Annotated in this window: 17 protein-coding genes; 7 read left to right on the top strand and 10 right to left on the bottom strand. The window is 65.6% G+C overall.

Going from position 1 to position 21,123, the window contains the following annotated elements; all coding sequences use genetic code 11:
* The first annotated feature begins 160 nt into the window (after positions 1-160).
* Positions 161-406 carry a DUF2866 domain-containing protein gene (locus BG57_RS18405; protein WP_174447233.1) on the top strand — a complete coding sequence of 82 codons (246 nt, stop codon included), beginning with the start codon at positions 161-163 and terminating at the stop codon, positions 404-406.
* Positions 407-412: 6 nt separating this feature from the next.
* Here BG57_RS18405 and BG57_RS18400 read toward each other — a convergent pair whose 3' ends face one another.
* Both BG57_RS18400 and BG57_RS18395 read right to left on the bottom strand, forming a co-directional pair.
* Complete coding sequence (locus BG57_RS18400) at positions 413-1,435, bottom strand: CaiB/BaiF CoA transferase family protein (RefSeq protein ID WP_035966946.1); 1,023 nt, start codon at positions 1,433-1,435, stop codon at positions 413-415.
* Positions 1,432-3,378, bottom strand: a complete 1,947-nt coding sequence (locus BG57_RS18395; RefSeq protein ID WP_035966943.1) for an ATP-binding cassette domain-containing protein — start codon at positions 3,376-3,378, stop codon at positions 1,432-1,434. Before BG57_RS18395 ends, BG57_RS18400 begins: the two co-directional genes overlap by 4 nt.
* A gap of 150 nt (positions 3,379-3,528) precedes the next feature.
* Between BG57_RS18395 and BG57_RS18390 the strand changes: the two genes are divergently transcribed.
* On the top strand, positions 3,529-4,020 hold the full coding sequence (locus tag BG57_RS18390; RefSeq protein ID WP_035966941.1) for a glutathione peroxidase: 492 nt from the start codon (positions 3,529-3,531) through the stop codon (positions 4,018-4,020).
* Between the two features lie 4 nt (positions 4,021-4,024).
* On the opposite strand, the gene cls is transcribed toward BG57_RS18390, so the two are convergent.
* From cls to dapC, 6 genes are all read right to left on the bottom strand, one after another.
* The gene (cls, locus tag BG57_RS18385) at positions 4,025-5,518 is read right to left on the bottom strand and encodes a cardiolipin synthase (RefSeq protein WP_035966940.1); all 1,494 of its coding nucleotides are present in this window, start codon (positions 5,516-5,518) and stop codon (positions 4,025-4,027) included.
* 104 nt (positions 5,519-5,622) lie between these two features.
* Positions 5,623-6,513, bottom strand: coding sequence for a 50S ribosomal protein L3 N(5)-glutamine methyltransferase (gene prmB, locus BG57_RS18380; protein ID WP_035966938.1), 891 nt, complete (start codon positions 6,511-6,513; stop codon positions 5,623-5,625).
* A 30-nt stretch (positions 6,514-6,543) separates the two neighbouring features.
* A complete protein-coding gene (gene dapE / locus BG57_RS18375; RefSeq protein WP_035967063.1) occupies positions 6,544-7,683 on the bottom strand; it encodes a succinyl-diaminopimelate desuccinylase in 1,140 nt (379 codons plus the stop codon).
* 105 nt (positions 7,684-7,788) lie between these two features.
* Positions 7,789-8,148, bottom strand: a complete 360-nt coding sequence (locus tag BG57_RS18370) for an ArsC family reductase (protein WP_035966936.1) — start codon at positions 8,146-8,148, stop codon at positions 7,789-7,791.
* A 1-nt stretch (position 8,149) separates the two neighbouring features.
* A complete protein-coding gene (gene dapD / locus BG57_RS18365; protein WP_035966935.1) occupies positions 8,150-8,977 on the bottom strand; it encodes a 2,3,4,5-tetrahydropyridine-2,6-dicarboxylate N-succinyltransferase in 828 nt (275 codons plus the stop codon).
* A 39-nt stretch (positions 8,978-9,016) separates the two neighbouring features.
* On the bottom strand, positions 9,017-10,243 hold the full coding sequence (gene dapC, locus BG57_RS18360; protein ID WP_035967061.1) for a succinyldiaminopimelate transaminase: 1,227 nt from the start codon (positions 10,241-10,243) through the stop codon (positions 9,017-9,019).
* 239 nt (positions 10,244-10,482) lie between these two features.
* Here dapC and BG57_RS18355 point away from each other — a divergent pair, with 239 nt between their 5' ends.
* The 5 genes from BG57_RS18355 to def all read left to right on the top strand — a co-directional run bounded on the left by BG57_RS18355 (position 10,483) and on the right by def (position 19,337).
* The gene (locus tag BG57_RS18355; RefSeq protein WP_035966934.1) at positions 10,483-11,448 is read left to right on the top strand and encodes a DMT family transporter; all 966 of its coding nucleotides are present in this window, start codon (positions 10,483-10,485) and stop codon (positions 11,446-11,448) included.
* 123 nt (positions 11,449-11,571) lie between these two features.
* Positions 11,572-15,087 carry a chromosome segregation protein SMC gene (gene smc, locus BG57_RS18350; protein WP_035966932.1) on the top strand — a complete coding sequence of 1,172 codons (3,516 nt, stop codon included), beginning with the start codon at positions 11,572-11,574 and terminating at the stop codon, positions 15,085-15,087.
* A gap of 173 nt (positions 15,088-15,260) precedes the next feature.
* Positions 15,261-16,529: a cell division protein ZipA C-terminal FtsZ-binding domain-containing protein gene (locus BG57_RS18345; RefSeq protein ID WP_035966931.1), complete on the top strand. Its 1,269-nt coding sequence runs from the start codon at positions 15,261-15,263 to the stop codon at positions 16,527-16,529.
* A 199-nt stretch (positions 16,530-16,728) separates the two neighbouring features.
* Positions 16,729-18,807 (top strand): NAD-dependent DNA ligase LigA, encoded by a 2,079-nt coding sequence (gene ligA / locus BG57_RS18340; RefSeq protein WP_035966929.1) that lies wholly within the window; start codon positions 16,729-16,731, stop codon positions 18,805-18,807.
* On the top strand, positions 18,804-19,337 hold the full coding sequence (gene def, locus BG57_RS18335) for a peptide deformylase (protein WP_035966927.1): 534 nt from the start codon (positions 18,804-18,806) through the stop codon (positions 19,335-19,337). The genes ligA and def overlap by 4 nt, the downstream gene beginning before the upstream one ends.
* A gap of 75 nt (positions 19,338-19,412) precedes the next feature.
* On the opposite strand, the gene BG57_RS18330 is transcribed toward def, so the two are convergent.
* Entirely contained in the window at positions 19,413-19,673 is a 261-nt protein-coding gene (locus tag BG57_RS18330) for a hypothetical protein (protein WP_035966926.1), read from the bottom strand.
* Between the two features lie 222 nt (positions 19,674-19,895).
* Positions 19,896-21,123, bottom strand: a 1,228-nt coding sequence (locus BG57_RS32275; protein WP_241482165.1) for a pseudouridine synthase, incomplete at its 5' end; no start/stop codon positions are given.

Here is a 21,123-nt window from a genome sequence, read left to right as displayed (position 1 = left end):
GAAGGATCGGACCCCGCGTAACGCGCCGTAAAAAACTCCTTATCGCGTGTAACCCAACGCGCGCGTGCTTTGCCTATCCTCCTAAAGCTACGGATCCGGCTGCTTCGTTGCGACGCGCCGGAAGCATCGAGAGGACCACGCTTTGAAGCACGCCAAAACAATGCGAGCCAAGCCCGCGTTTCATCTGCGCGGATGTCGCGTGTCGCCGCCCTTGCAGCAGCCGTGGGGCAGCGGGTGCCGGATCATCGAATGGATCGACGGCGAGGGGCAGATTTCGCGTCGCGTCGTGGCCGCGGATGTCACCGAGGACGAAGTCGTCGCCGTCATTCGCCGTCATGTGACCGGGCGCAAGCATGTGCTCGTCGACGACGAGCGTCAGCCGCGTCAGACCTTGCCGCGCCGTTAGGCCGATCTAGCCGCGAAAGAGCGGATGCGCCGCCGCTTCGGCCGGCGTCAGCACGGGCGCCACGCAGCAATCGAGCGGTTCCAGGCGCGCGGTCCATTCGTCGCGCGTGCGCTCGCGAAAGCACGCGGCCAGTTGCGCCGACAATTCCGCTGCATCCGCGCCACCGATAGCCTGCCCGAGACTCCAGTGCCGCGTGGCCCATTCCGGGCGGCTGAGCGCGTGACACAGCGTCTGCCAGAACTTCAGCTCCAGTGCGCCGACCGCGATGAACCGGTCATCGCGCGTTCGATACACGCCGTAGCAGGGCACGCCGCCGTTCAGCAAGCCGGCGCCCGCGCGCGTGTCCGCCTCATCGCCACGCGCGAGCGCGATGTGCGCCATCACGTTGAGCGCGTGAACCGAGTGCGTCATGGAGACACCGATGCGACGCCCTTCGCCGCCTCGCGCGACCTGCCAAAGCGCAGCCAGCATCTCGGTCACGGCGCAAAGTGCGCCGCCCAGCAAGTCCGCCAGCTGGAAGTTCGGCGCGACGGGCGTGCCATCGGGCGCGGCGAGCTGGTCGAGCACGCCTGCATAAGCGATGTAATTGATATCGTGGCCCGCCTTGTCCGCGAACGGGCCTGTGCTTCCGAAGCCCGTGATCGCGCAATAGACGAGCTTCGGGTTGATCTGACGCAGCACGTCATAGCCGACGCCGAGCCGCGCCATCACCGCTGGCCGGAAGCTCTCGACGAGCACATCGGCGTCACGCGCGAGGTCGATCAACTCGGCGCGGCCCGCTTCGGTCTTGAGATCGACGGTCATCGTCCGCTTGCCGCGATTCACGATGCGATAGAACGCGCTCGGCGTCCCGCTCAGGCGTTCCGCTTCGGTTTGCAGCATGGTGCGCGCGTAGTCGCCTTCGCCCGGCGGCTCGATCTTCAGCACGTCCGCACCCAGTTCCGCGAGCCGCAAGGTCGCGACCGGACCGGGCAGCAACCGCGTCAGATCGAGCACGCGGAGGCCGGCGAGGGCAGGAGACGGCGTCATGAACTGATCTGTTCGAGTTCCTCGTGCGCTTCGAGCCACTCCATTTCCAGCGTCTCGAGCCGCGCGTTCACTTCGCCCTGACGACGAATCGTCTCGGTGAGCTTCGTCTTCAGCGCGGCGTCGTAGCTGGCGGGATCGGCGACGAACGCATCGAGCGTCGACTTCTCCGCGTTCAGCGTGTCCATTTCCTTCTCGATCTTCGCGATGCGCGACTGCAACGGCCTTTTCAGATGCGACAGCTTCTGCCGTTCCTGCGCTTCCTGCTTGCGCTGCTCCTTGCGATTGAGCGCGCTGTCCTGCGCCTCACCCGCTGACGACGCCGCACCGCTCGCTTCCTTCGCCGCCGCCCGCGTTTCGGCGGCGTGCTGCAACAGCCAGTCGCGATAATCGTCGAGGTCGCCATCGAACGGATTCAGGCGATGCTTCGCGACCAGCATGAACGTGTCGGTCGTCGCCCGCAGCAGATGCCGGTCGTGCGACACGAGGATCAGCGTGCCTTCGAACTGCGCGAGCGCCATTGTCAGCGCGTGACGCGTTTCGAGATCGAGGTGATTGGTCGGTTCGTCGAGCAGCAGCAAGTTCGGCTTCTGCCAGATGATGAGCGCCAGCGCGAGCCGCGCCTTCTCGCCGCCGGAGAAGGGCGCGATCTTCGCGGTCGCCATGTCGCCGGAGAAGTTGAAGCTGCCGAGGAAATCGCGCAATTCCTGCTCACGCGTGTCGGGCGCGAGGCGCGCCAGATGCTGAAGCGCGGAATCGTCGGAGCGCAGCGTTTCGAGCTGATGCTGCGCGAAGTAGCCGATCTGCAGCCCCTTGCCTTGGCGCACGTGACCGGATAGCGGTTCGAGCGTGTCGGCGAGCGTCTTGATGAGCGTCGACTTGCCCTGACCGTTCGCGCCCAGCAAGCCAATGCGCTGACCGCTTTGGATCGACAGCGTGACGCCTTCGACGATCGGAATCTCCGCGCCGTCATCGCCGTGATAACCGCAGCTCACGCCTTCCATCACCATCATCGGATTGGGCGCGGCATCGGGCGCGCGAAATTCGAACGTGAACGGCGAACTCGCGTGCGCCGGCGCGATCAGTTCCATTTTTTCGAGCGCCTTCACGCGGCTTTGCGCCTGCTTTGCCTTGGTCGCCTTTGCCTTGAAGCGGTCGATGAAGCTCTGCAAATGCTGCACGGTCTTCTGCTGCTTCTCGAATGCGCTCTGCTGCAGCGCGAGTTGCTGCGCGCGCAGGATTTCGAACTGGCTGTAGTTGCCGCCGTAGCGCTTCACCTGCCGGTTCTCGAGATGCAGCGTGACGTTGCAGACGGAATCGAGAAATTCGCGATCGTGCGATATCACGACGAGCGTGCCCGGATAACGCGCGAGCCATTCTTCGAGCCACACGATCGCGTCGAGGTCGAGGTGGTTGGTCGGCTCGTCGAGCAAGAGCAGGTCGGACGGGCACATCAGCGCCTGCGCGAGGTTCAGGCGCATGCGCCATCCGCCGGAGAAGCTCGACACCGGCTCGCGCGTCTGCGCGAGCGTGAAGCCGAGACCCAGCAGAAGCGTTTCGGCGCGGGCGGGCGCGGTGTAGCCGTCGGCATCGGCGAAAGCGGCGTGCGCTTCGGCTTCGGCCGCGCCGTCGTGCGCCGCAGAGGCGGCGGCGATTCGCGCTTCGATCGCCCGCAAGTGGGTGTCGCCGTCGAGCGTGTAGTCGAGCGCGGTGCGATCGACCGCCGGCGTCTCCTGCGCGACGTGCGCGATGCGCCACGACGGCGGCATCGAAAAGTCGCCGCCGTCCGCGTGCAATTCGCCGCGCAGCACGGCAAAAAGCGTGGACTTGCCTGCGCCGTTCGCGCCGACGAGACCGGCTTTCTCGCCCGGGTTGAGCGTGAAGCTCGTCTCTTCGAAAAGCGGCTTGGTGCCGCGGGACAGGCTGAACTGGTTGAAGCGGATCACGTCGGGATGGCGGCGAAGGGCGCGGGCTGGAGGAAAGCGCTATTTTAGACCGGCCGCGCCTCTGCACAGGGATCGTCCGTTCGGCCAATGGCGGGCGATCGCGGGCGGTAGTAGCATCGCCTGAATTCAACTTCCAGCGGGGAACATGCCATGAGTTCAACTACCGGCAGCATTTACGGCTTCACGGCCGAGACGCTCGACGGCGCGACCGTCGGCCTCGACCAGTACCGCGACAAGGTGCTGCTGATCGTCAATACGGCGAGCGAATGCGGTTTCACGCCGCAATACAAGGGACTCCAGGAGTTGTACACGCGGCTGGCGGGGCGTGGCTTCGAGGTGCTCGGGTTCCCGTGCAATCAGTTCGGCAAGCAGGAGCCGGGCGATGCCGCGCAGATCGGCGACTTCTGCGAGAAGAACTACGGCGTGACTTTCCCGATGTTCGCGAAGATCGACGTCAACGGCGCGAACGCGCATCCGCTCTTCAAGTATCTGACCGAGAAGGAGCCGGGGGTGCTCGGGCTGGAGGCGATCAAGTGGAACTTCACGAAGTTTCTGGTGGATCGTAACGGGAATATCGTCAAGCGCTATGCGCCGATCACGAAGCCGGACGCTATCGCCGGCGATATCGAAAAGCTGCTGTAGCGCGTCAGAGAATCGGCGAAAATAGCCGCGCGACGTGCATTGCCATCCGATGCCAGAACGCGAAGGCGAGATAGTCGTTTTCGTCGATCTCATACGCGTGCGCAAAGTCGATGAGCAACATGCTCTCGACCTGCCGCGCGAAGGCGTGATCGACGGTCAACACCGTGATCTCGAAGTTGAGCCGGAAAGAACGGTTGTCGAGATTAGCGCTGCCGACCGACGCGGCGATGTCGTCCACCAGCACGACCTTCTGATGCAGGAAGCCCGGCTTGTAGCGGAAGATGCGCACGCCGGCCTGCACGAGGTCGTACGCGTAGAGCCGCGAGGCCGCGAACACCACGCGATGATCGCGCCGGCTCGGAATCAGAATGCGCACGTCCACGCCGCGCATCACGGCCAGCCGTAGCGCCGAGAACACGGCTTCGTCGGGAATCAGATAAGGCGATGTGATCCAGATGCGCTCGCGCGCCGCGTTGATCGCCTCGACAAAAAACAGCGAGCAGGTCTCCTGCTTGTCGGCGGGGCCGCTCGACAGCACCATGCAGTGCATGTCCTCGTCGGCATGCGGCGCGGGGCCGAGTTCGGGAAGACGCTGCGTCGCCCAGTACCAGTCTTCGGTGAAGACGAACTGGATGCTCGCGATCGCCGGGCCGCGCACTTCGACATGCGTATCGCGCCACGGCGAAAGGCGCGGATTGCCGCCGAGATACTCGACGCCCACGTTGTGGCCGCCGACGAACGCGCGCCTGCCGTCGACCACCACGATCTTCCGATGATTGCGGAAGTTGATCTGAAAGCGGTGCACGAACTTGCGCTTAGTCGCGAACGGATGCGCCTCCACGCCGCCCGCGCGCAGCGCGTGCACGTAGCGATGCGGCAAGTCGAAGCTGCCGATGCTGTCGTAAAGGAAATAGACGCGCACGCCCGCCCGGGCCTTGGCGATGAGCGCATCGCGCAGCATGTCGCCGAGCGCATCCGCGCGCACGATGAAAAACTGCACGACGATATAGCGCTCGGCGGCTTCGATCGCTTCGAGAATCGCGGAGAACGTGGCGTCGCCGTTGACGAGCACGCGCACCGAATTGCCGCGCAGAAACGGCATGCCCGATAGCCGCTGAAGCGTGCGGATTGTCGGATTGCCAAGATGGTCGGCTGGCCCCGGCAAGAGTTCGCCGCGCGCGCCGGGCGAATCGAGCGGCACGATGCCGGCTTCGGACGCGTCGCTGCGCTCCTGCGAGTCCCACTCGGCGGGCTTCGTGCGGTTGCGGAGGATTTCGTATTCGAGCCGCCGCTCGTCGATGTAATCGGCGAACTTGCTGCGGCCGAGAAACAGGTAGGGGATGAGCGTGAGATACGGCATCGCGACGAGCGACACCGCCCACGCGACCGCGCCTTGCGAGGTGCGCGTGTGGATGACCGCGTGCACGGCGGCGATGACGCCGAGCACATGCGCGGCCATCACGAGCGTGCCGACGTGGAGCCAGTCTGCTGCTTGCATAGGGGTGCGCAAGGTTCGATACGCGGATGGGGATGATGCATCGCCGCGTCGGCGGCGATGCGACATCTTACCGAACCTTGCTGGTCCGAAACGCGCCTTGCGCGTCAGACTTGCGCGGGCAGATCGGCCGCCTGGATGAGGAACACGTTGTCGTCGCCGGCGCTGGTCGAGAGCCAGACGAGATCGAGGCCGCCGAACGCCGCCTCGACGTTCGCCCGCTCGTTGCCGATTTCCACGACGAGCACGCCGTCTTCGGTCAGCCACTTGCCCGCGTCGCGCACGATGCGCCGCACGATGTCCATGCCGTCGTCGCCGCCTGCGAGCGCGAGTTCCGGCTCGTGGCGGTATTCCGCGGGCAGCGATTGCATCGCGGTCGCGTTCACATACGGCGGATTCGTGATGATGACCTCGTAGCGCGCTTCGGGCAGCGGCGCGTACAGATCGCCTTGGTACAGCGTCACGCGGTCTTGCAGGCCGTAGTCGTCGACGTTGCGGCGCGCGACGGCGAGCGCATCGGCGGAGATGTCGACGGCATCGACATCGGCGTTTTCGAATGCTTGCGCGGCGAGAATCGCAAGGCAGCCGGAGCCCGTGCACAGTTCGAGCACGCGCGTGACGTGGTCGGGATCGGCCACGTAGGGCTGCAAGCCGTCCTGCAGCAATTCGCCGATGAACGAGCGCGGCACGATCACGCGCTCATCGACGTAAAAACGCTGGCCGTGCATCCATGCTTCGTGCGTGATGTACGCAGCCGGCACGCGCTCTTTCGCGCGGCGTTCGATGACCTGCATCACGGCGTCGATCTCGCTTTCGAGCAGGCGCGCGTCGAGGAACGGATCGAGCGTGTCGAGCGGCAGATGCAGCGTATGCAGAATCAGATACGCGGCTTCGTCATAGGCGTTGGTCGAGCCGTGGCCGAACGAGAGGCCCGCTTCGGTGAAGCGCGAGACGCCGAAACGCAGCAGGTCGCGCACGGTGAGAAAGGGTAGCGCCATCGAAGGCTCCTTGTTGTTGTACGAATGAATTCAGGCGATCAGTTCTTCGAGCACGCGGCGATACACGTTCTTCAGCGGCTCGATGAATCGCACCTCGACATGCTCGTCGATCTTGTGGATGCTGCCGTTCGGCGGGCCGAATTCCACCACCTGCTCGCAGATGCGCGCGATGAAGCGGCCATCCGACGTGCCGCCTGTGGTTGACAGTTCCGGCTGCACGCCGGTTTCGGCGCGGATCGCCTTGTCGAGCGCGTCGGACAGCGCGCCGCGCGGCGTCAGGAAGGGCAGGCCGCTCACGGTCCACGTCAGATCGTAGTCGAGCGCGTGCTTGTCGAGGATCGCGAGGACACGGCTTTGCAGGCCTTCGACCGTGCTCGCCGTCGAAAAGCGGAAGTTGAAAATCAGCTCGGCCTGGCCGGGAATGACGTTGGTCGCTCCCGTGCCCGAGTGCAGGTTCGAGACCTGCCAGGTGGTCGGCGGAAAGTATTCGTTGCCTTCGTCCCAGCGGACGGCGACGAGTTCGGCGAGTGCGGGCGCGAGCAGGTGAATCGGATTCTTCGCGAGATGCGGATACGCGATGTGTCCCTGCACGCCCTTCACGACGAGCTTGCCTGTCATCGAGCCGCGCCGCCCGTTCTTGACCGTGTCGCCGAGCGTTTCGTTCGAAGTCGGCTCGCCGACGATGCAGTAATCGAGCCGCTCGCCGCGCGCCTTCAACGCTTCGACGACCTTCACGGTGCCGTCGGTTGCGGGGCCTTCTTCATCGCTCGTGATGAGCAGCGCGATCGAACCGCGATGCTCCGGATGCTTCGCGACGAACTCCTCGCTCGACACGACGAACGCCGCCAGCGACGCCTTCATGTCGGCGGCGCCGCGCCCGTAGAGCTTGCCGTCGCGATGCGTCGGCGTGAAGGGCGGCGAAGTCCATTGCTCGACGGGGCCGGTCGGCACGACGTCGGTGTGTCCGGCGAACGCGAGCAGTTTGGCCGCCGCGCCATCCGTGCCGCGCTTCACGGCCCACAGGTTCGTGACGCCGCCCGACGCGATGGTTTCGCACACGAAGCCGGCAGCGGAGAGGCGTTCGATCATCAGCGACTGGCAATCGCGATCGTCGGGCGTGACGGACGCACGCGCGATCAGGGCTTCGGTAAGGGAGAGAGTGCCGGACATGGTTGGGCCTGCTTCTGGACAGCGATAAAAAATGCCGGCGCGGCGGCCGGCAAGCGGTTCTACGTCGAGGCGAGCGATGGCGTCCGTGAGAGCCATCGCCACGCATCACGCGAAGAGCGTCTCGTACTGCTCGGCCGAGAAGCCGAGCGTCTTCACGCGGCCGTTCACGACGATGACCGGCCGCTTGATGATCGACGGCTTGTGGATCATCAACGCGATCGCGCCGGCAGTCGTGTCGGCTTCGGCCTTGTGGACGTCCGACAGCCCGCGCCAGGTGGTGCCGCGCTTGTTGATGAGCTGATCGACTGGCACGTCCTTCAGCCAGTCCTGAACCAGCTGCTCGTTCACGCCGGCTTTCTTGAAGTCGTGAAATTCGAACGGCACGCCGCGCTCTTCGAGCCACACGCGGGCCTTCTTCACCGAGTCGCAGTTCGGAATGCCGTACACGACAGTCGTCTTGGCCAAATCAGTCGCCTCGCAGCAGTTCGTTCAGGCCGACCTTGGCGCGCGTCTTGGCGTCGACCTTCTTCACGATGACCGCGCAGTAGAGGCTATGCGAGCCGTCCTTCGACGGCAGATTGCCCGCGACCACCACCGAGCCCGCCGGAATGCGGCCATACGTGACTTCGCCCGTTTCGCGGTCGTAGATCTTGGTCGACTGGCCGAGATACACGCCCATCGAAATGACGGAGTTTTCTTCGACGATCACGCCTTCCACCACTTCCGAGCGCGCGCCGATGAAGCAGTTGTCCTCGATGATGACCGGGTTCGCCTGCAGCGGCTCCAGCACGCCGCCGATGCCCACGCCGCCCGACAGGTGCACGTTCTTGCCGATCTGCGCGCACGAGCCGACGGTGGCCCAGGTGTCGACCATCGTGCCTTCATCGACGTAAGCGCCGATGTTGGTGTACGACGGCATCAGCACGACGTTCTTCGCGATGAACGAGCCGCGGCGCGCGATGGCCGGCGGCACCACGCGGAAGCCGCCCGCCGCGAAGTCTTCGGCGGTGTAGTTCGCGAACTTCGAGGGCACCTTGTCGTAGAACTGCGAGTATCCGCCGGCGGCCATCGGCGCGTTGTCTTCCAGGCGGAACGACAGCAGCACGGCCTTCTTCAGCCATTGATTGACGACCCACTCGCCGTCGCGCTTCTCGGCCACGCGCAACGCGCCCTTGTCGAGCTGTTCGATGGCGTGCGCGACCGCGTCGCGGACTTCGGCCGGCGCGGCTTTCGGCGAAAGCTCGGCGCGGTTTTCCCAGGCGTTGTCGATGATGCTCTGAAGTTGTTGCGACATAGTGATATCAAGGATGGAGTGATGGACCGGCAGCGCCCGTCAGGACTTGAGCGTGCGGCAGAATTCGACGATGCGGCGGGCGCCCTCGACACATTCCTCGACGCCCGCGACGAGCGCGATGCGGACGAACCCTTCGCCGGGATTCGTGCCATGCGCGGGACGAGCGAGATAGGAGCCCGGCAGAACCGTCACATTATAGTCGGCGTAGAGACGCGCCGCGAACTGGGTATCGGTGAGTCCGGTGCGCGAAACGTTCGCCCAGAGATAGAACGCGGCGTCGGGAAAACGGACGTCCAGCACCTCGGCGAGCATCGGCGTCACCGTATTGAATTTGCTCACATACTTCGCGCGGTTGTCGCGCACGTGCGTTTCATCCCGCCACGCGGCGATGCTCGCGCGCTGAAACACGGTGGACAGCGCCGCGCCGTGATACGTGCGATACAGCAGGAATTGCTTGAGGATGGCCGCGTCGCCCGCGACGAAGCCCGAACGCATGCCCGGCACGTTCGATCGTTTCGACAGGCTCGACAGCATCACGAGGCGCTCGAAGCCGCGATTGAGCACGCGCGCGGCTTCGAGGCCGCCGAGCGGCGGATGCGCTTCGTCGAAGTAGATCTCCGAATAACATTCGTCGGACGCGATCACGAAGCCATGCTCGTCCGACAGCGCGAACAGTTCGCGCCAGTTGTCGAGCGTCAGCACGGCGCCCGTCGGGTTGCCGGGCGAGCAGACATAGAGCAGCTGCGTGCGCGCCCAGATATCGGCGGGCACGGCCGAGTAATCGCACGCGAAGTTGCGCGCCGGATCGCTGTTGACGAAGTACGGCTGCGCGCCGGCGAGCAGCGCCGCGCCTTCGTAGATTTGATAGAACGGGTTGGGACAGAGTACGATCGGCGGTTCGGCTTCGCGCAGTTCAGGCGTGCTGCGGCTGTCGATGACCGTCTGCGCGAGCGCGAACAGCGCCTCGCGCGAGCCTGACACGGGCAGCACTTCGGTGGCCGCATCGAGCGATTCGAGACCGTAGCGCGCGCGAGCCCACGCGGCGATGGCTTCGCGCAGCGGTTCGCTTCCGAGCGTCGGCGGATAGGCCGCGAGGCCATCGAGCGAATTGACGACGGCATCGCGGATCAATTCGGGCGTCGGATGCTTCGGCTCGCCGATGCCGAAGCTGATCGGCGTGAACCCGGCGCGCGGCTCGATGCCTTTGAAGAGCGCGCGGAGCTTTTCGAACGGATACGGCTGAAGTGTCTGAAGAAGTGGATTCACGGCGTGACCGGTAAGCGATGAACGACGAGTGAACGGAAAACGGGCGATCGGGGCGGCGGCGAAGCGCCATGCATGCCGGCGTGACGAGGCCATTGGAAGACCCGCTGCGGCGGCACGATAAAGACACTGACGAAGCGCACGATTATACCCCGCGCCTTTGCAGCAAAGGGCCGCGAGGCAACGAACGACAAGATGACGACTCATCACCGATACGAACGAGCGGGCGCAGGAGCCCGGCCATGACCCGCCGTTTCCACAACGCGCTGCCGACGCTCGCGATCATGCTCGGCGCCTCGGTATGGGGCGTCGTCTGGTATCCGATGCGCATGCTCGCGTCGATGGGACTCACCGGCACCGTCGCCAGCGCGGCGACGAGCGGCGCGGCGTGCCTGTGTGTCCTGTTGCTGAGACGCCGCGCGATCAGCACGATTTCATGGCACTGGCTGCTCGTCGCGCTGGGGCTGGCGGCGGGCATGACGAGCGTCGGTTTCGTGTGGGGCGCGATTCACGGGCAGGTGATGCGTGTGCTGCTGCTCTTCTACCTGACGCCTGCGTGGACGGCGGTGTTCGCGCATTTCATCCTGAAGGATCGCCTCACGCGCGCCGACGCCGCGCTATCGATGCTGTCGCTCGCAGGCGCACTGACCATGCTCTGGTCGCCCGCGCTCGGCATGCCGCTGCCGGCGAATCTCGCGGAGTGGGCGGGCCTGATGGGCGGCATGGGCTTCGCGATGAGCAACGTGCTCGTCGTCAGGATCACGCGAACGATGCCCCGCATGAAGCCCGAGATGCGCACGGCGGTGATCTTCGGCGGCGCGGCGGTCGTCGCCACGCTCGTGAGCTTTTTCGAGCCGATGCCGACGCCGCCCGCTGCATCGCAGATGGGCACGGTGGCGTTCATCGTGATCGGGCTGGGCGTCGTGCTGGCAGTGAACAACGTCATCGTGCAGATCGGGCTGGCACGCGTGCCGGCCAATCGCGCGTCGATCATCATGCTCTTCGAACTGGTCGTGACGGCGCTGTCGTCGTGGCTCTTCGCGGGCGAAGTGCCGGGGCCGCGCGAGTGGGCGGGCGGCGCGTGCATCGTGGCGGCGTGCGTGCTGTCGGCGTGGGTGCACCGGCAGACGCGGGAGGCCGTCGAAGCATCGCCCGCGCCGTCGCCCGAGGCTGCGAGCGAGAAGAAACCGACACGCGCGATGGTATGATGGTGTCCGCTCGCGACCGGGCGGAAAGGCTCTCGCGGGCATGAGACGAACACACGCGATGGGCCGCGCCGCCGCCCGTCTGCAACTCACCCTCCGTCCTTCACTTCAAACAGCGATATCGCCGTGCGTCTGACTTCGATCAAACTCGCTGGTTTCAAGTCCTTCGTCGATCCCACGCATTTCCAGGTTCCCGGCCAGCTCGTCGGCGTCGTTGGGCCGAATGGCTGCGGCAAGTCCAATATCATCGACGCCGTGCGCTGGGTGCTCGGCGAATCGCGCGCATCCGAATTGCGCGGCGAGTCGATGCAGGACGTCATCTTCAACGGATCGACCGCGCGCAAGCCGGGCAGCCGCGCCAGCGTCGAACTCATCTTCGACAACGCCGATGGCCGCGCCGCCGGACAGTGGAGCGCCTACGGCGAGATCGCCGTGAAACGCGTGCTCACACGCGACGGCACCTCCAGCTATTACATCAACAACCTGCCCGCGCGCCGCCGCGACATTCAGGACATCTTCCTCGGCACGGGTCTCGGTCCGCGCGCGTACGCGATCATCGGGCAGGGCATGATCGCGCGCATCATCGAAGCGAAGCCGGAAGAGCTGCGCGTGTTCCTCGAAGAAGCCGCCGGGGTGTCGAAGTACAAGGAACGCCGCCGCGAGACCGAGAACCGTCTGCACGATACGCGCGAGAATTTGACGCGCGTGGAGGACATCGTCCGCGAACTGACGACGAATCTGGAGAAGCTCGAAGGGCAGGCGATCGTCGCGACCAAGTACAAGCAGCTGCAGGCCGAAGGCGAAGAGAAGCAGCGCCTCTTGTGGCTGTTGCGCAAGAACGAAGCTGGCAACGAGGCCGAACGGCAGCAGCGCGCCATCCGCGAAGCGCAGGTCGAACTCGAAGCGCAGACGGCGCGTCTGCGGGAAGTGGAAGCGCAACTGGAAACGCTTCGTGTCGCGCACTACAGCGCGAGCGACGCGATGCAGGGCGCGCAAGGCGCGCTCTACGAAGCCAACGCCGAAGTGAGCCGGCTGGAAGCGGAGATCAAGTTCATCGTCGAGTCGCGCAATCGCGTGCAGGCGCAGATCGCCGCGCTCAGTGCGCAGCGCGAGCAATGGCAGATGCAGGCGCGAAAGGCGCGCGACGAGATCGAGACCGCATCCGAAGCGCTGGCCGAAGGCGAAGAGAAGGCCGCCATCGCGCAAGAAAACGCCGCCGCGAAGCACGACGCATTGCCCGCACTCGAAGCCCGCTGGCGCGATGCACAGGCGCAACTGAACGAGGAACGCGCGGGCATCGCGCGGGCGGAACAGGCGCTCAAGCTCGAAGCGGCGCATCAGCGCAACGCGGATCAGCAGCTTCAGCAATTGCAGCAGCGCCAGGAGCGTCTGAAGAACGAAGCGAGCGGCCTCGACGCGCCCGACGAAGCGCAACTCGAAGAACTGCGGATGCAGCTTGCCGAGAACGAAGAGGTGCTCGCCGAAGCTCAGGCGCGCCTCGCCGATGCGCAGGAAACCGTGCCGCGCCTCGACGCGGAACGCCGCGCGGCGCAAGAGCGCGTGCAGGCGGAAAGCGCACAGATTCACCAGCTGGAAGCGCGCCTTGCGGCGCTGAAGCAGCTTCAGGAAAGCGTCCAGACCGAAGGCAAGATTCAGCCGTGGCTCGACAAGCACGAACTCGGCGCGCTGCCGCGTCTGTGGAAGAAGCTGCATGTCGAAGCCGGTTGGGAAGCGGCGCTCGAAGCGGTGCTGCGCGAGCGGCTCGCGGCGCTCGAAGTATCGAATCTCGACTGGGTGAAGGCGTTCGCCACCGACGCGCCGCCCGCCAAGCTCGCGTTCTATTCGCCGCCCCTCGCGGGCAAGCCGTTCGACGCGCCTCAGGGCTTGCGGCCGTTGCTGTCGCTCGTGCGTATCGACGATCCGGGCTTGCGCGCGGTGCTGAACGAATGGCTCGGCGCGACCTTCATCGCGGACGACATCGCGCAGGCGCTCGCCATGCGCACGCAGTTGCCGGAAGGCGGCGCGTTCGTCGTGAAGGCGGGGCATACGGTGACGCGCGTCGGCGTCCAGCTCTATGCCGCCGATTCCGAGCAGTCCGGCATGCTGGCCCGCGCACAGGAAATCGAAAATCTCACGCGGCAGGTGCGCGCGCAGGCGCTGCTCGCCGATGAAGCGAAGTCCAGCGCGGTGCGCGCCGATGCCGCGCACACTCAGGCATCGCAAGCACTCGCCGATGCCCGCGCCGCCGCCGAGCGCGCGACGCAGCGCGTGCATGCGCTGCAACTGGACGTGCTGAAGCTCGCGCAGGCGCACGAGCGCTACACGCAGCGCAGTACGCAGATTGGCGAGGAACTGGAAGAAATCGTCGCGCAGATCGAAGAGCAGCGCGCGTTGCGGGCCGAGTCCGAAGCGGCGTTCGAACAGCACGACGCGGAAATCGCGCAGTTGCAGGCGCGCTTCGAAGACAACCAGCTCGCGTTCGAATCGCTCGACGAAGCGCTCACGAGCGCGCGCCACGAGTTGCGCGAACTGGAGCGCGCCGCAAGCGACGCGAGCTTCGCCGTGCGCGGTCTCGCCGCGAAGATCGCGGAGTACGAGCGCAACATCGAGACGGCGCAGGATCAGAGCGAACGCGTCGCGGGCGCGCTGGAAGATGCGCGCGCGGAACTCGAAACCATCAACGAGCAGACGGCGCAAACCGGCTTGCAGGACGCGCTCGAAGTGCGCGCGGCGCGCGAGGAATCGCTGCATGCGGCGCGCATCGAACTGGATGATCTGACTGCGCGGCTGCGCCAGTCCGACGAACAGCGTCTTTTCGCCGAACGCTCGCTGCAGCCGCTGCGCGACAGGATCAACGAGTTGCAGTTGAAGGAACAGGCGGCGCGCATCAGCGGCGAGCAGTTCGTCGAGCAACTGCAGGCGGCGGGCGTCGACGAAGTCGAACTGCAGGCGAAGCTCACGCCGGACCTGAAGCCGTCGTATCTGCAGGGCGAAGTCACGCGCCTGAACAACGCGATCGTCGCGCTCGGCCCGGTCAACATGGCCGCGCTCGAAGAACTCGCGTCGGCGACCGAGCGCAAGCACTTTCTCGACGCGCAGTCGGCCGATCTGAACAACGCTATCGGCACGCTCGAAGACGCGATCCAGAAGATCGATCAGGAAACGCGTTCGTTGCTGCAAGGCACGTTCGACGAGGTGAATCGTCACTTCGGCGATCTGTTCCCGCGTCTTTTCGGCGGCGGTCAGGCGAAGCTCATCATGACCGGCGACGAAATCCTCGATGCCGGCGTGCAGGTGATGGCGCAGCCGCCCGGCAAGAAGAATTCGACGATTCACCTGCTTTCGGGCGGCGAAAAGGCGCTCACCGCGACGGCGCTCGTCTTCGCGATGTTCCAGTTGAATCCCGCGCCGTTCTGTCTGCTCGACGAAGTGGACGCGCCGCTCGACGACGCCAATACCGAACGCTTCGCGAATCTCGTGCGGGCGATGTCGGTCAAGACGCAATTCCTGTTCATCTCGCACAACAAGATCGCGATGGAGATGGCGCAGCAATTGATCGGCGTGACGATGCAGGAGCAGGGCGTATCGCGCATCGTGGCGGTGGACATGGAAGCCGCTGCGGGCTTTGCGCAGAATGGCTGACGCCTTAGCGTCATGCGAAATTGAATGATTGAACGACGGCCGGGCGATGTCCCGGTCAGGCGCGCAGGCGCGGAGTGGCGCGCATCGGGCAGGCGGCGGCGAAAGCCGGAACGCGGCAGATGCGTGCGACAGATCGCGCGGCGCTTCCTAACTCAAAAGAATGTGGAGCGTGCATGGACGAGTTGACACTCGGTTTGATCGGAGCAGGAGCCGTGGTGGTGGGCGGTGTGGTGGTGTACAACGCGTGGCAGAGCGCGAAGGTGCGGCGCAAGATGCCGCGTCCGATGCCTGACGAAGCCGCCGATGCGCTCGCCCGCCAGGAAACCGACGACGAGCATCCGTTCATCGAGCCGGTGCGCCCGGCGCGACGTGAGCCGGTCGCGGGCGATGCGGCCGACGAAGCGCCGCGCGATGTGCGTGTCGAACCGAGTTTCGGCGGCGTGGCGGCATCCGAAGAAACGCACGCTGCCGTGACGCCGCCCGTCGCTCCGGCGGATACGCCCGTCGACCTGCAGGCCGAGGCCACGTCCGCGAACGGTGTCGCCGACGAATCCGCGATCATCGACGAAGACGAGCGCAACGAACCCGTGATGCCCGCCGCGACGACCATTTCGTCGACGCCGCCGGCCGTGGTCGATCGGCGCATCGACTGCGTGGTGCCGGTGCGGCTCGCCGCGCCCATCGCGGGCGATCGCGTCATTCCGCTTGCGCAGCGGCTGCGTCGCGCGGGAACGAAGCCGGTGACGATCGAGGGCAAGCCGGAAGGCGAAAGCACGTGGGAACTGTTGCGCCACGGCGTGCGCTACGACGAACTGCGCGCGGCGGCGCAACTCGCTAATCGCAGCGGCCCGCTCAATGAACTGGAATTCTCGGAGTTCGTGACCGGCGTGCAGCGTCTCGCCGACGCCGTCGATGGCGCGCCGGAATTCCCCGACATGATGGAAACCGTCGGCATGGCGCGCGAACTCGACGCCTTCGCCGCCCAGTGCGACGCGCAGTTGTCCATCAACATTCTCTCGGACGGCGCGCCGTGGTCGGCCAACTACGTGCAGGCGGTCGCGTCGCAGGACGGCTTGCTTCTGTCGCGCGACGGCACGCGCTTCGTCAAGCTCGACGCGAAGCAGAACCCGGTGTTCATGCTGCAATTCGGCGATACCAATTTCCTGCGCGACGACCTCACGTACAAGGGCGGCCAGATGATCACGCTGGTGCTGGACGTGCCCGTCGCGGACGAGGACATCCTGCCGTTCCGCCTGATGTGCGACTACGCGAAGTCGCTGTCGGAGCGCATCGGGGCGCGCGTCGTCGACGATCAGCGCCGGCCGTTGCCGGAATCGGCGCTGCTCGCCATCGAAAAGCAGTTGATGACGCTCTACGCGAAGCTCGAGCAGGCGGGCATTCCGGCAGGCTCGGCCGCGACGCGCAGGCTCTTCAGCCAGTAACCGTCCTTGTCCTCGACGCGCTGCATCGGCGGCGCGCGTGTTCGCTTTGACTGCGCCCCTTCCGTGGGGCGCTTTCCGTTGGTGCGCGCGACCGCACGTCCAATCGGCCTATGCCGTCCGGCCGATGCCACGATTTTCTAATCTTCTGAGACAATCGACCGGTCGATTGACTGATTTACCTTTCTCTACAAGAAGCCGCATGTCCGCCAAGACCAAAGCCGAATCCGCCGCCACCGCGAAGTCCCAGGCCGCCGTGCCCAGCGCCGACCGGCTGGAAGAGCGCGCCGCGTGGCTGCGCACGGAACTGGAACGCGCGAACTACGCGTACTACGTGCTGGACCAGCCGGAACTGCCGGACGCCGAATACGACACGCTGTTCAAGGAACTGCAGGGCATCGAAGCGGAGCATCCGGCGCTCGTCACGCCGGACTCGCCGACGCAGCGCGTGGGCGGGCAGGCCGCCGAGGGTTTCACGCCGGTCGTCCATGACGTGCCGATGCTGTCGCTCAATAACGGCTTCGCGGACGAGGACATCGCCGCATTCGACAAGCGCGTCTCGGATGCATTGGGCGTGGCGCCGGTGCAGTACGCGTGCGAACTCAAGTTCGACGGTCTCGCCATCTCCCTGCGTTACGAGGATGGCCGCTTCGTGCAGGCCTCCACGCGCGGCGACGGTGCGACCGGCGAGGACGTCACGGCGAACGTGCGCACCATCCGCTCGATTCCCCTGACGCTCAAGGGCAAGAACGTGCCGAAGCGGCTCGACGTGCGCGGCGAAGCGCTGATGTTCAAGCGCGATTTCGATCGCCTGAACGCACGCCAGCGCGATGCCGGCCAGCGCGAGTTCGCGAATCCGCGCAATGCGGCGGCGGGCAGCTTGCGTCAACTCGACCCGAAGATGACGGCGCAACGGCCGCTGTCGTTTTTCGCGTACGGCATCGGCGTGCTCGAAGGCGCGGAGATGCCGGACACCCACGCCGCGCTGCTCGACTGGTACAAGGAAATGGGGCTGCCGGTGAATGCGGAACGCGCGGTCGTCGAGGGCGCGGAAGGCTTGCTCGGCTTCTTCCGCCAGACGGGCGAGAAGCGCGACAAGCTGCCGTACGACATCGACGGCGTCGTCTACAAGGTCAATCGTCGCGACGAGCAGGACAAGCTCGGCTTCGTGTCGCGCGCACCGCGCTTTGCGCTCGCGCACAAGTTTCCGGCGCAGGAAGCGCTGACGCAATTGCTTGCGATCGACGTGCAGGTCGGCCGCACGGGCGCGATCACGCCGGTCGCGCGTCTCGCGCCGATTTTCGTCGGCGGCGCGACGGTCACGAATGCCACGCTGCACAACGAGGACGAAGTGCGCCGCAAGGACATCCGTATCGGCGATACGGTCATCGTGCGGCGCGCGGGCGACGTGATCCCCGAAGTGGTCGGCGCGATTCTCGACCGGCGTCCCGACGATGCCCGCGAGTTCGTCATGCCGACCGAATGCCCGGTATGCGGCTCGAAGATCGAACGGCTGCCGGACGAAGCCATCGCTCGCTGCACGGGCGGACTGTTCTGCCCGGCGCAGCGCAAGCAGGCGCTGTGGCACTTCGCGCAGCGCCGCGCGCTCGACATCGACGGCCTCGGCGAAAAGATCATCGACCAGTTGGTCGAACAGAATCTGGTTCGCACGCCGGCCGATCTCTTCAATCTCGGCTTTTCGACGCTCGCGGCGCTCGACCGCTTCGCCGACAAATCCGCGCAGAACCTGCTCGATTCGCTCGAAAAGGCGCGGCACACGACGCTCGCGCGCTTCATCTACGCGCTCGGCATTCGACATGTGGGAGAGTCGACGGCCAAGGATCTCGCGAAGCATTTTGGATCGCTGGACCCGATCATCGCGGCGTCCGTCGAGCAATTGCTGGAAGTCAACGATGTCGGCCCGGTGGTTGCCGAGGCCATTCACAATTTCTTCAGCGAGGCGCATAACCAGCACGTGATCGAGCAGTTGCGCGCGAAGGTGTCGTGGCCGGAAGGGCCGCCCGCGCCGCGTGCGCCGCAGGGCGCGCTGGCGGGCAAGACGGTCGTGCTCACGGGCACGCTGCCGACGCTCTCGCGCGAGGAAGCGAAGGAAATGCTCGAAGCGGCCGGCGCGAAGGTGGCCGGCTCCGTATCGAAAAAGACCGACTACGTCGTGGCGGGCGCGGACGCGGGCAGCAAGCTCGCGAAGGCGGAGGAACTCGGGGTTCCCGTTGTCGACGAAGACGGCATGAAGAAGCTATTGGAAGGAGTCACTCCATGATCCGAGAAATCCTGAAGATGGGCGATCCGCGGCTTTTGCGCATCGCTCAGCCTGTCGAACATTTCGACACGCCGGAACTGCACACGCTCGTGCAGGACATGTTCGACACGATGCGCGACGCCAACGGCGCGGGTCTTGCCGCGCCGCAGATCGGCGTCGACCTGCAGGTGGTCATCTTCGGCTTCGGGCATAACGAGCGTTATCCCGACGCGCCGCCCGTGCCGGAGACGGTGCTCATCAATCCGATCATCACGCCGAACGGGCACGACATGGAGGAGGGCTGGGAAGGATGCCTGTCCGTGCCGGGGCTGCGCGGCGCGGTCCAGCGGTACTCGATGATCCGCTATCAGGGTTTCGATCAGTACGGCCAGGCGATCGAACGGCTCGCCGACGGATTCCACGCGCGCGTCGTGCAGCACGAGTGCGATCATCTGATCGGCAAGCTCTATCCGATGCGCATCACCGACTTCTCGAAGTTCGGCTACACGGACGTGCTGTTTCCGGGACTCGATCCGGCGCGCGACGACTGAACGCCGAAGCCGCGGCAGGACCGTCGCACGGCCTGTTGAAGAGCCGAAACCCGCTCGTTGCGAGCGGGTTTTTTATTACGCGAACGTTTTCGGATTGCCGCTCGTGTCGTGCCGCCGGAACAGCGCGACGTGCTCCGGTTTGGCGGACCCTTGCAGGCGGCCATCGGGCAAGCGAGCGATCACCATTTCGCCGATGCCGGGACTCGTCACGACCACCTCATCCTGCAGGGCGAGCAGCGCGTGGAGCCGTCGGCGGCCGCTGACAATTTCCAGTCCGGTTTTCGTCTCACGAACGATGATCTCTACTGCCATGACGATGTCCTCCTTGCCGTTCAATGCCGAATGCTTTTGCTCGAGCGAGAGTGATCCATCGCCCGCTGAAACCCCGCGCGTCTGCTGGAATCTGCGTCCTCGCGCATATCCTGCCTAACGGATCGACAAGCCATTTTCTTTAGCCAAAAAGCGAACAAAAAATAACGGCGCGACCGGATGACCGATCGCGCCGTTTTTATCGTCGAGTGTCGCGATTTTGCGACGCTGCGAGCACGGACCAGCGGGTTAGAAGCCCTCGTTCGCCGCGAGATAGCGCCACTGTCCCGGCGGCAGCGCGCCGAGCATCACGCGTCCCATGCGGATGCGCTTCAGCCCGATCACCTCCAGGCCGACCAGCTCGCACATGCGGCGAATCTGCCGCTTCTTGCCTTCGCGCAGCACGAAACGAAGCTGCTCGCCGTTCTGCCAGCTGACTTGCGCGGTTTTGAGCGGGACGCCATCGAGTTCGAGGCCGTGTCGCAGCAAGGCGAGTTTTTCCTCGGGGAACTGACGGTCGATGTCGGTGGCGTGGTCGCCGAATCGCACGCGCACGAGGTACTCCTTGTCGACTTCGGAATGCCCGCCGATCAGTTGCTTCGCGATGCGGCCGTCCTGCGTGAGCACGAGCAGCCCGGTCGAGTCGATGTCGAGACGTCCGGCCGGTGCGAGCGTGCGCAGATGGCCTGGCGTGAAGCGGATGCCGGAGCGATCCTCTTCCCAGTGATTCGACGGATTGACGAGCGTGACCGCCGGCTCGTAGCCGTCCTCGGCTTGCCCCGACACGTAGCCGACCGGCTTGTGCAGCAGGATCGTGACGAGTTGCGACTGCGCCGAATGCGCCGCTGGCAGGACTTCGATGTTCTGACCGGGGCGGATGCGCGTGCCGAGCGTGTCCATCACTTCACCATCGACCAGCACCCAGCCTTTCTCGATCCATTCGTCGGCCTCGCGGCGCGAGCATAGGCCGAGTTCCGACATGACCTTCGACAGGCGGACAAGGCCGTCCTGGTGAGGGCGGGGGGCGCGGTCGGCTTGCGGTGCTTGCGGACTGGGGTTGCGCGTGGTGCGGGTGTCGACGCTCGGGCGGGAGTCGTCGCCGCGTGGTTTGGACGGGCGCCGATCGTCGTTGCGGGGGGCGCGATCACTGAAGTTCGCGCGGGAGTCGTCGCCGCGTGGTTTGGACGGGCGGCGTTCGTCGGTGCGCGGACCGCGATCGCCGAAGCTCGGGCGGGAGTCGTCGCCGCGTGGTTTGGACGGGCGACGATCGTCGTTGCGGGGGCCGCGATCGCCGAAGCTCGGGCGGGAGTCGTCGCCGCGTGGTTTGGACGGGCGACGATCGTCGTTGCGGGGGCCGCGATTGCCAAAGCTCGGGCGGGAGTCGTCGCCGCGTGGTTTGGACGGGCGCCGTTCGTCGCTGCGAGGGCCGCGATCGCCGAAGCTCGGGCGCGAGTCGTCACCGCGCGGTTTGAACGGG

This window comes from Caballeronia grimmiae (assembly GCF_000698555.1).
Lineage (GTDB): Bacteria > Pseudomonadota > Gammaproteobacteria > Burkholderiales > Burkholderiaceae > Caballeronia > Caballeronia grimmiae.
The sequence above is the reverse complement of the archived record's forward strand: the minus strand, read 5'-3'. Positions and strand labels throughout refer to the sequence as shown.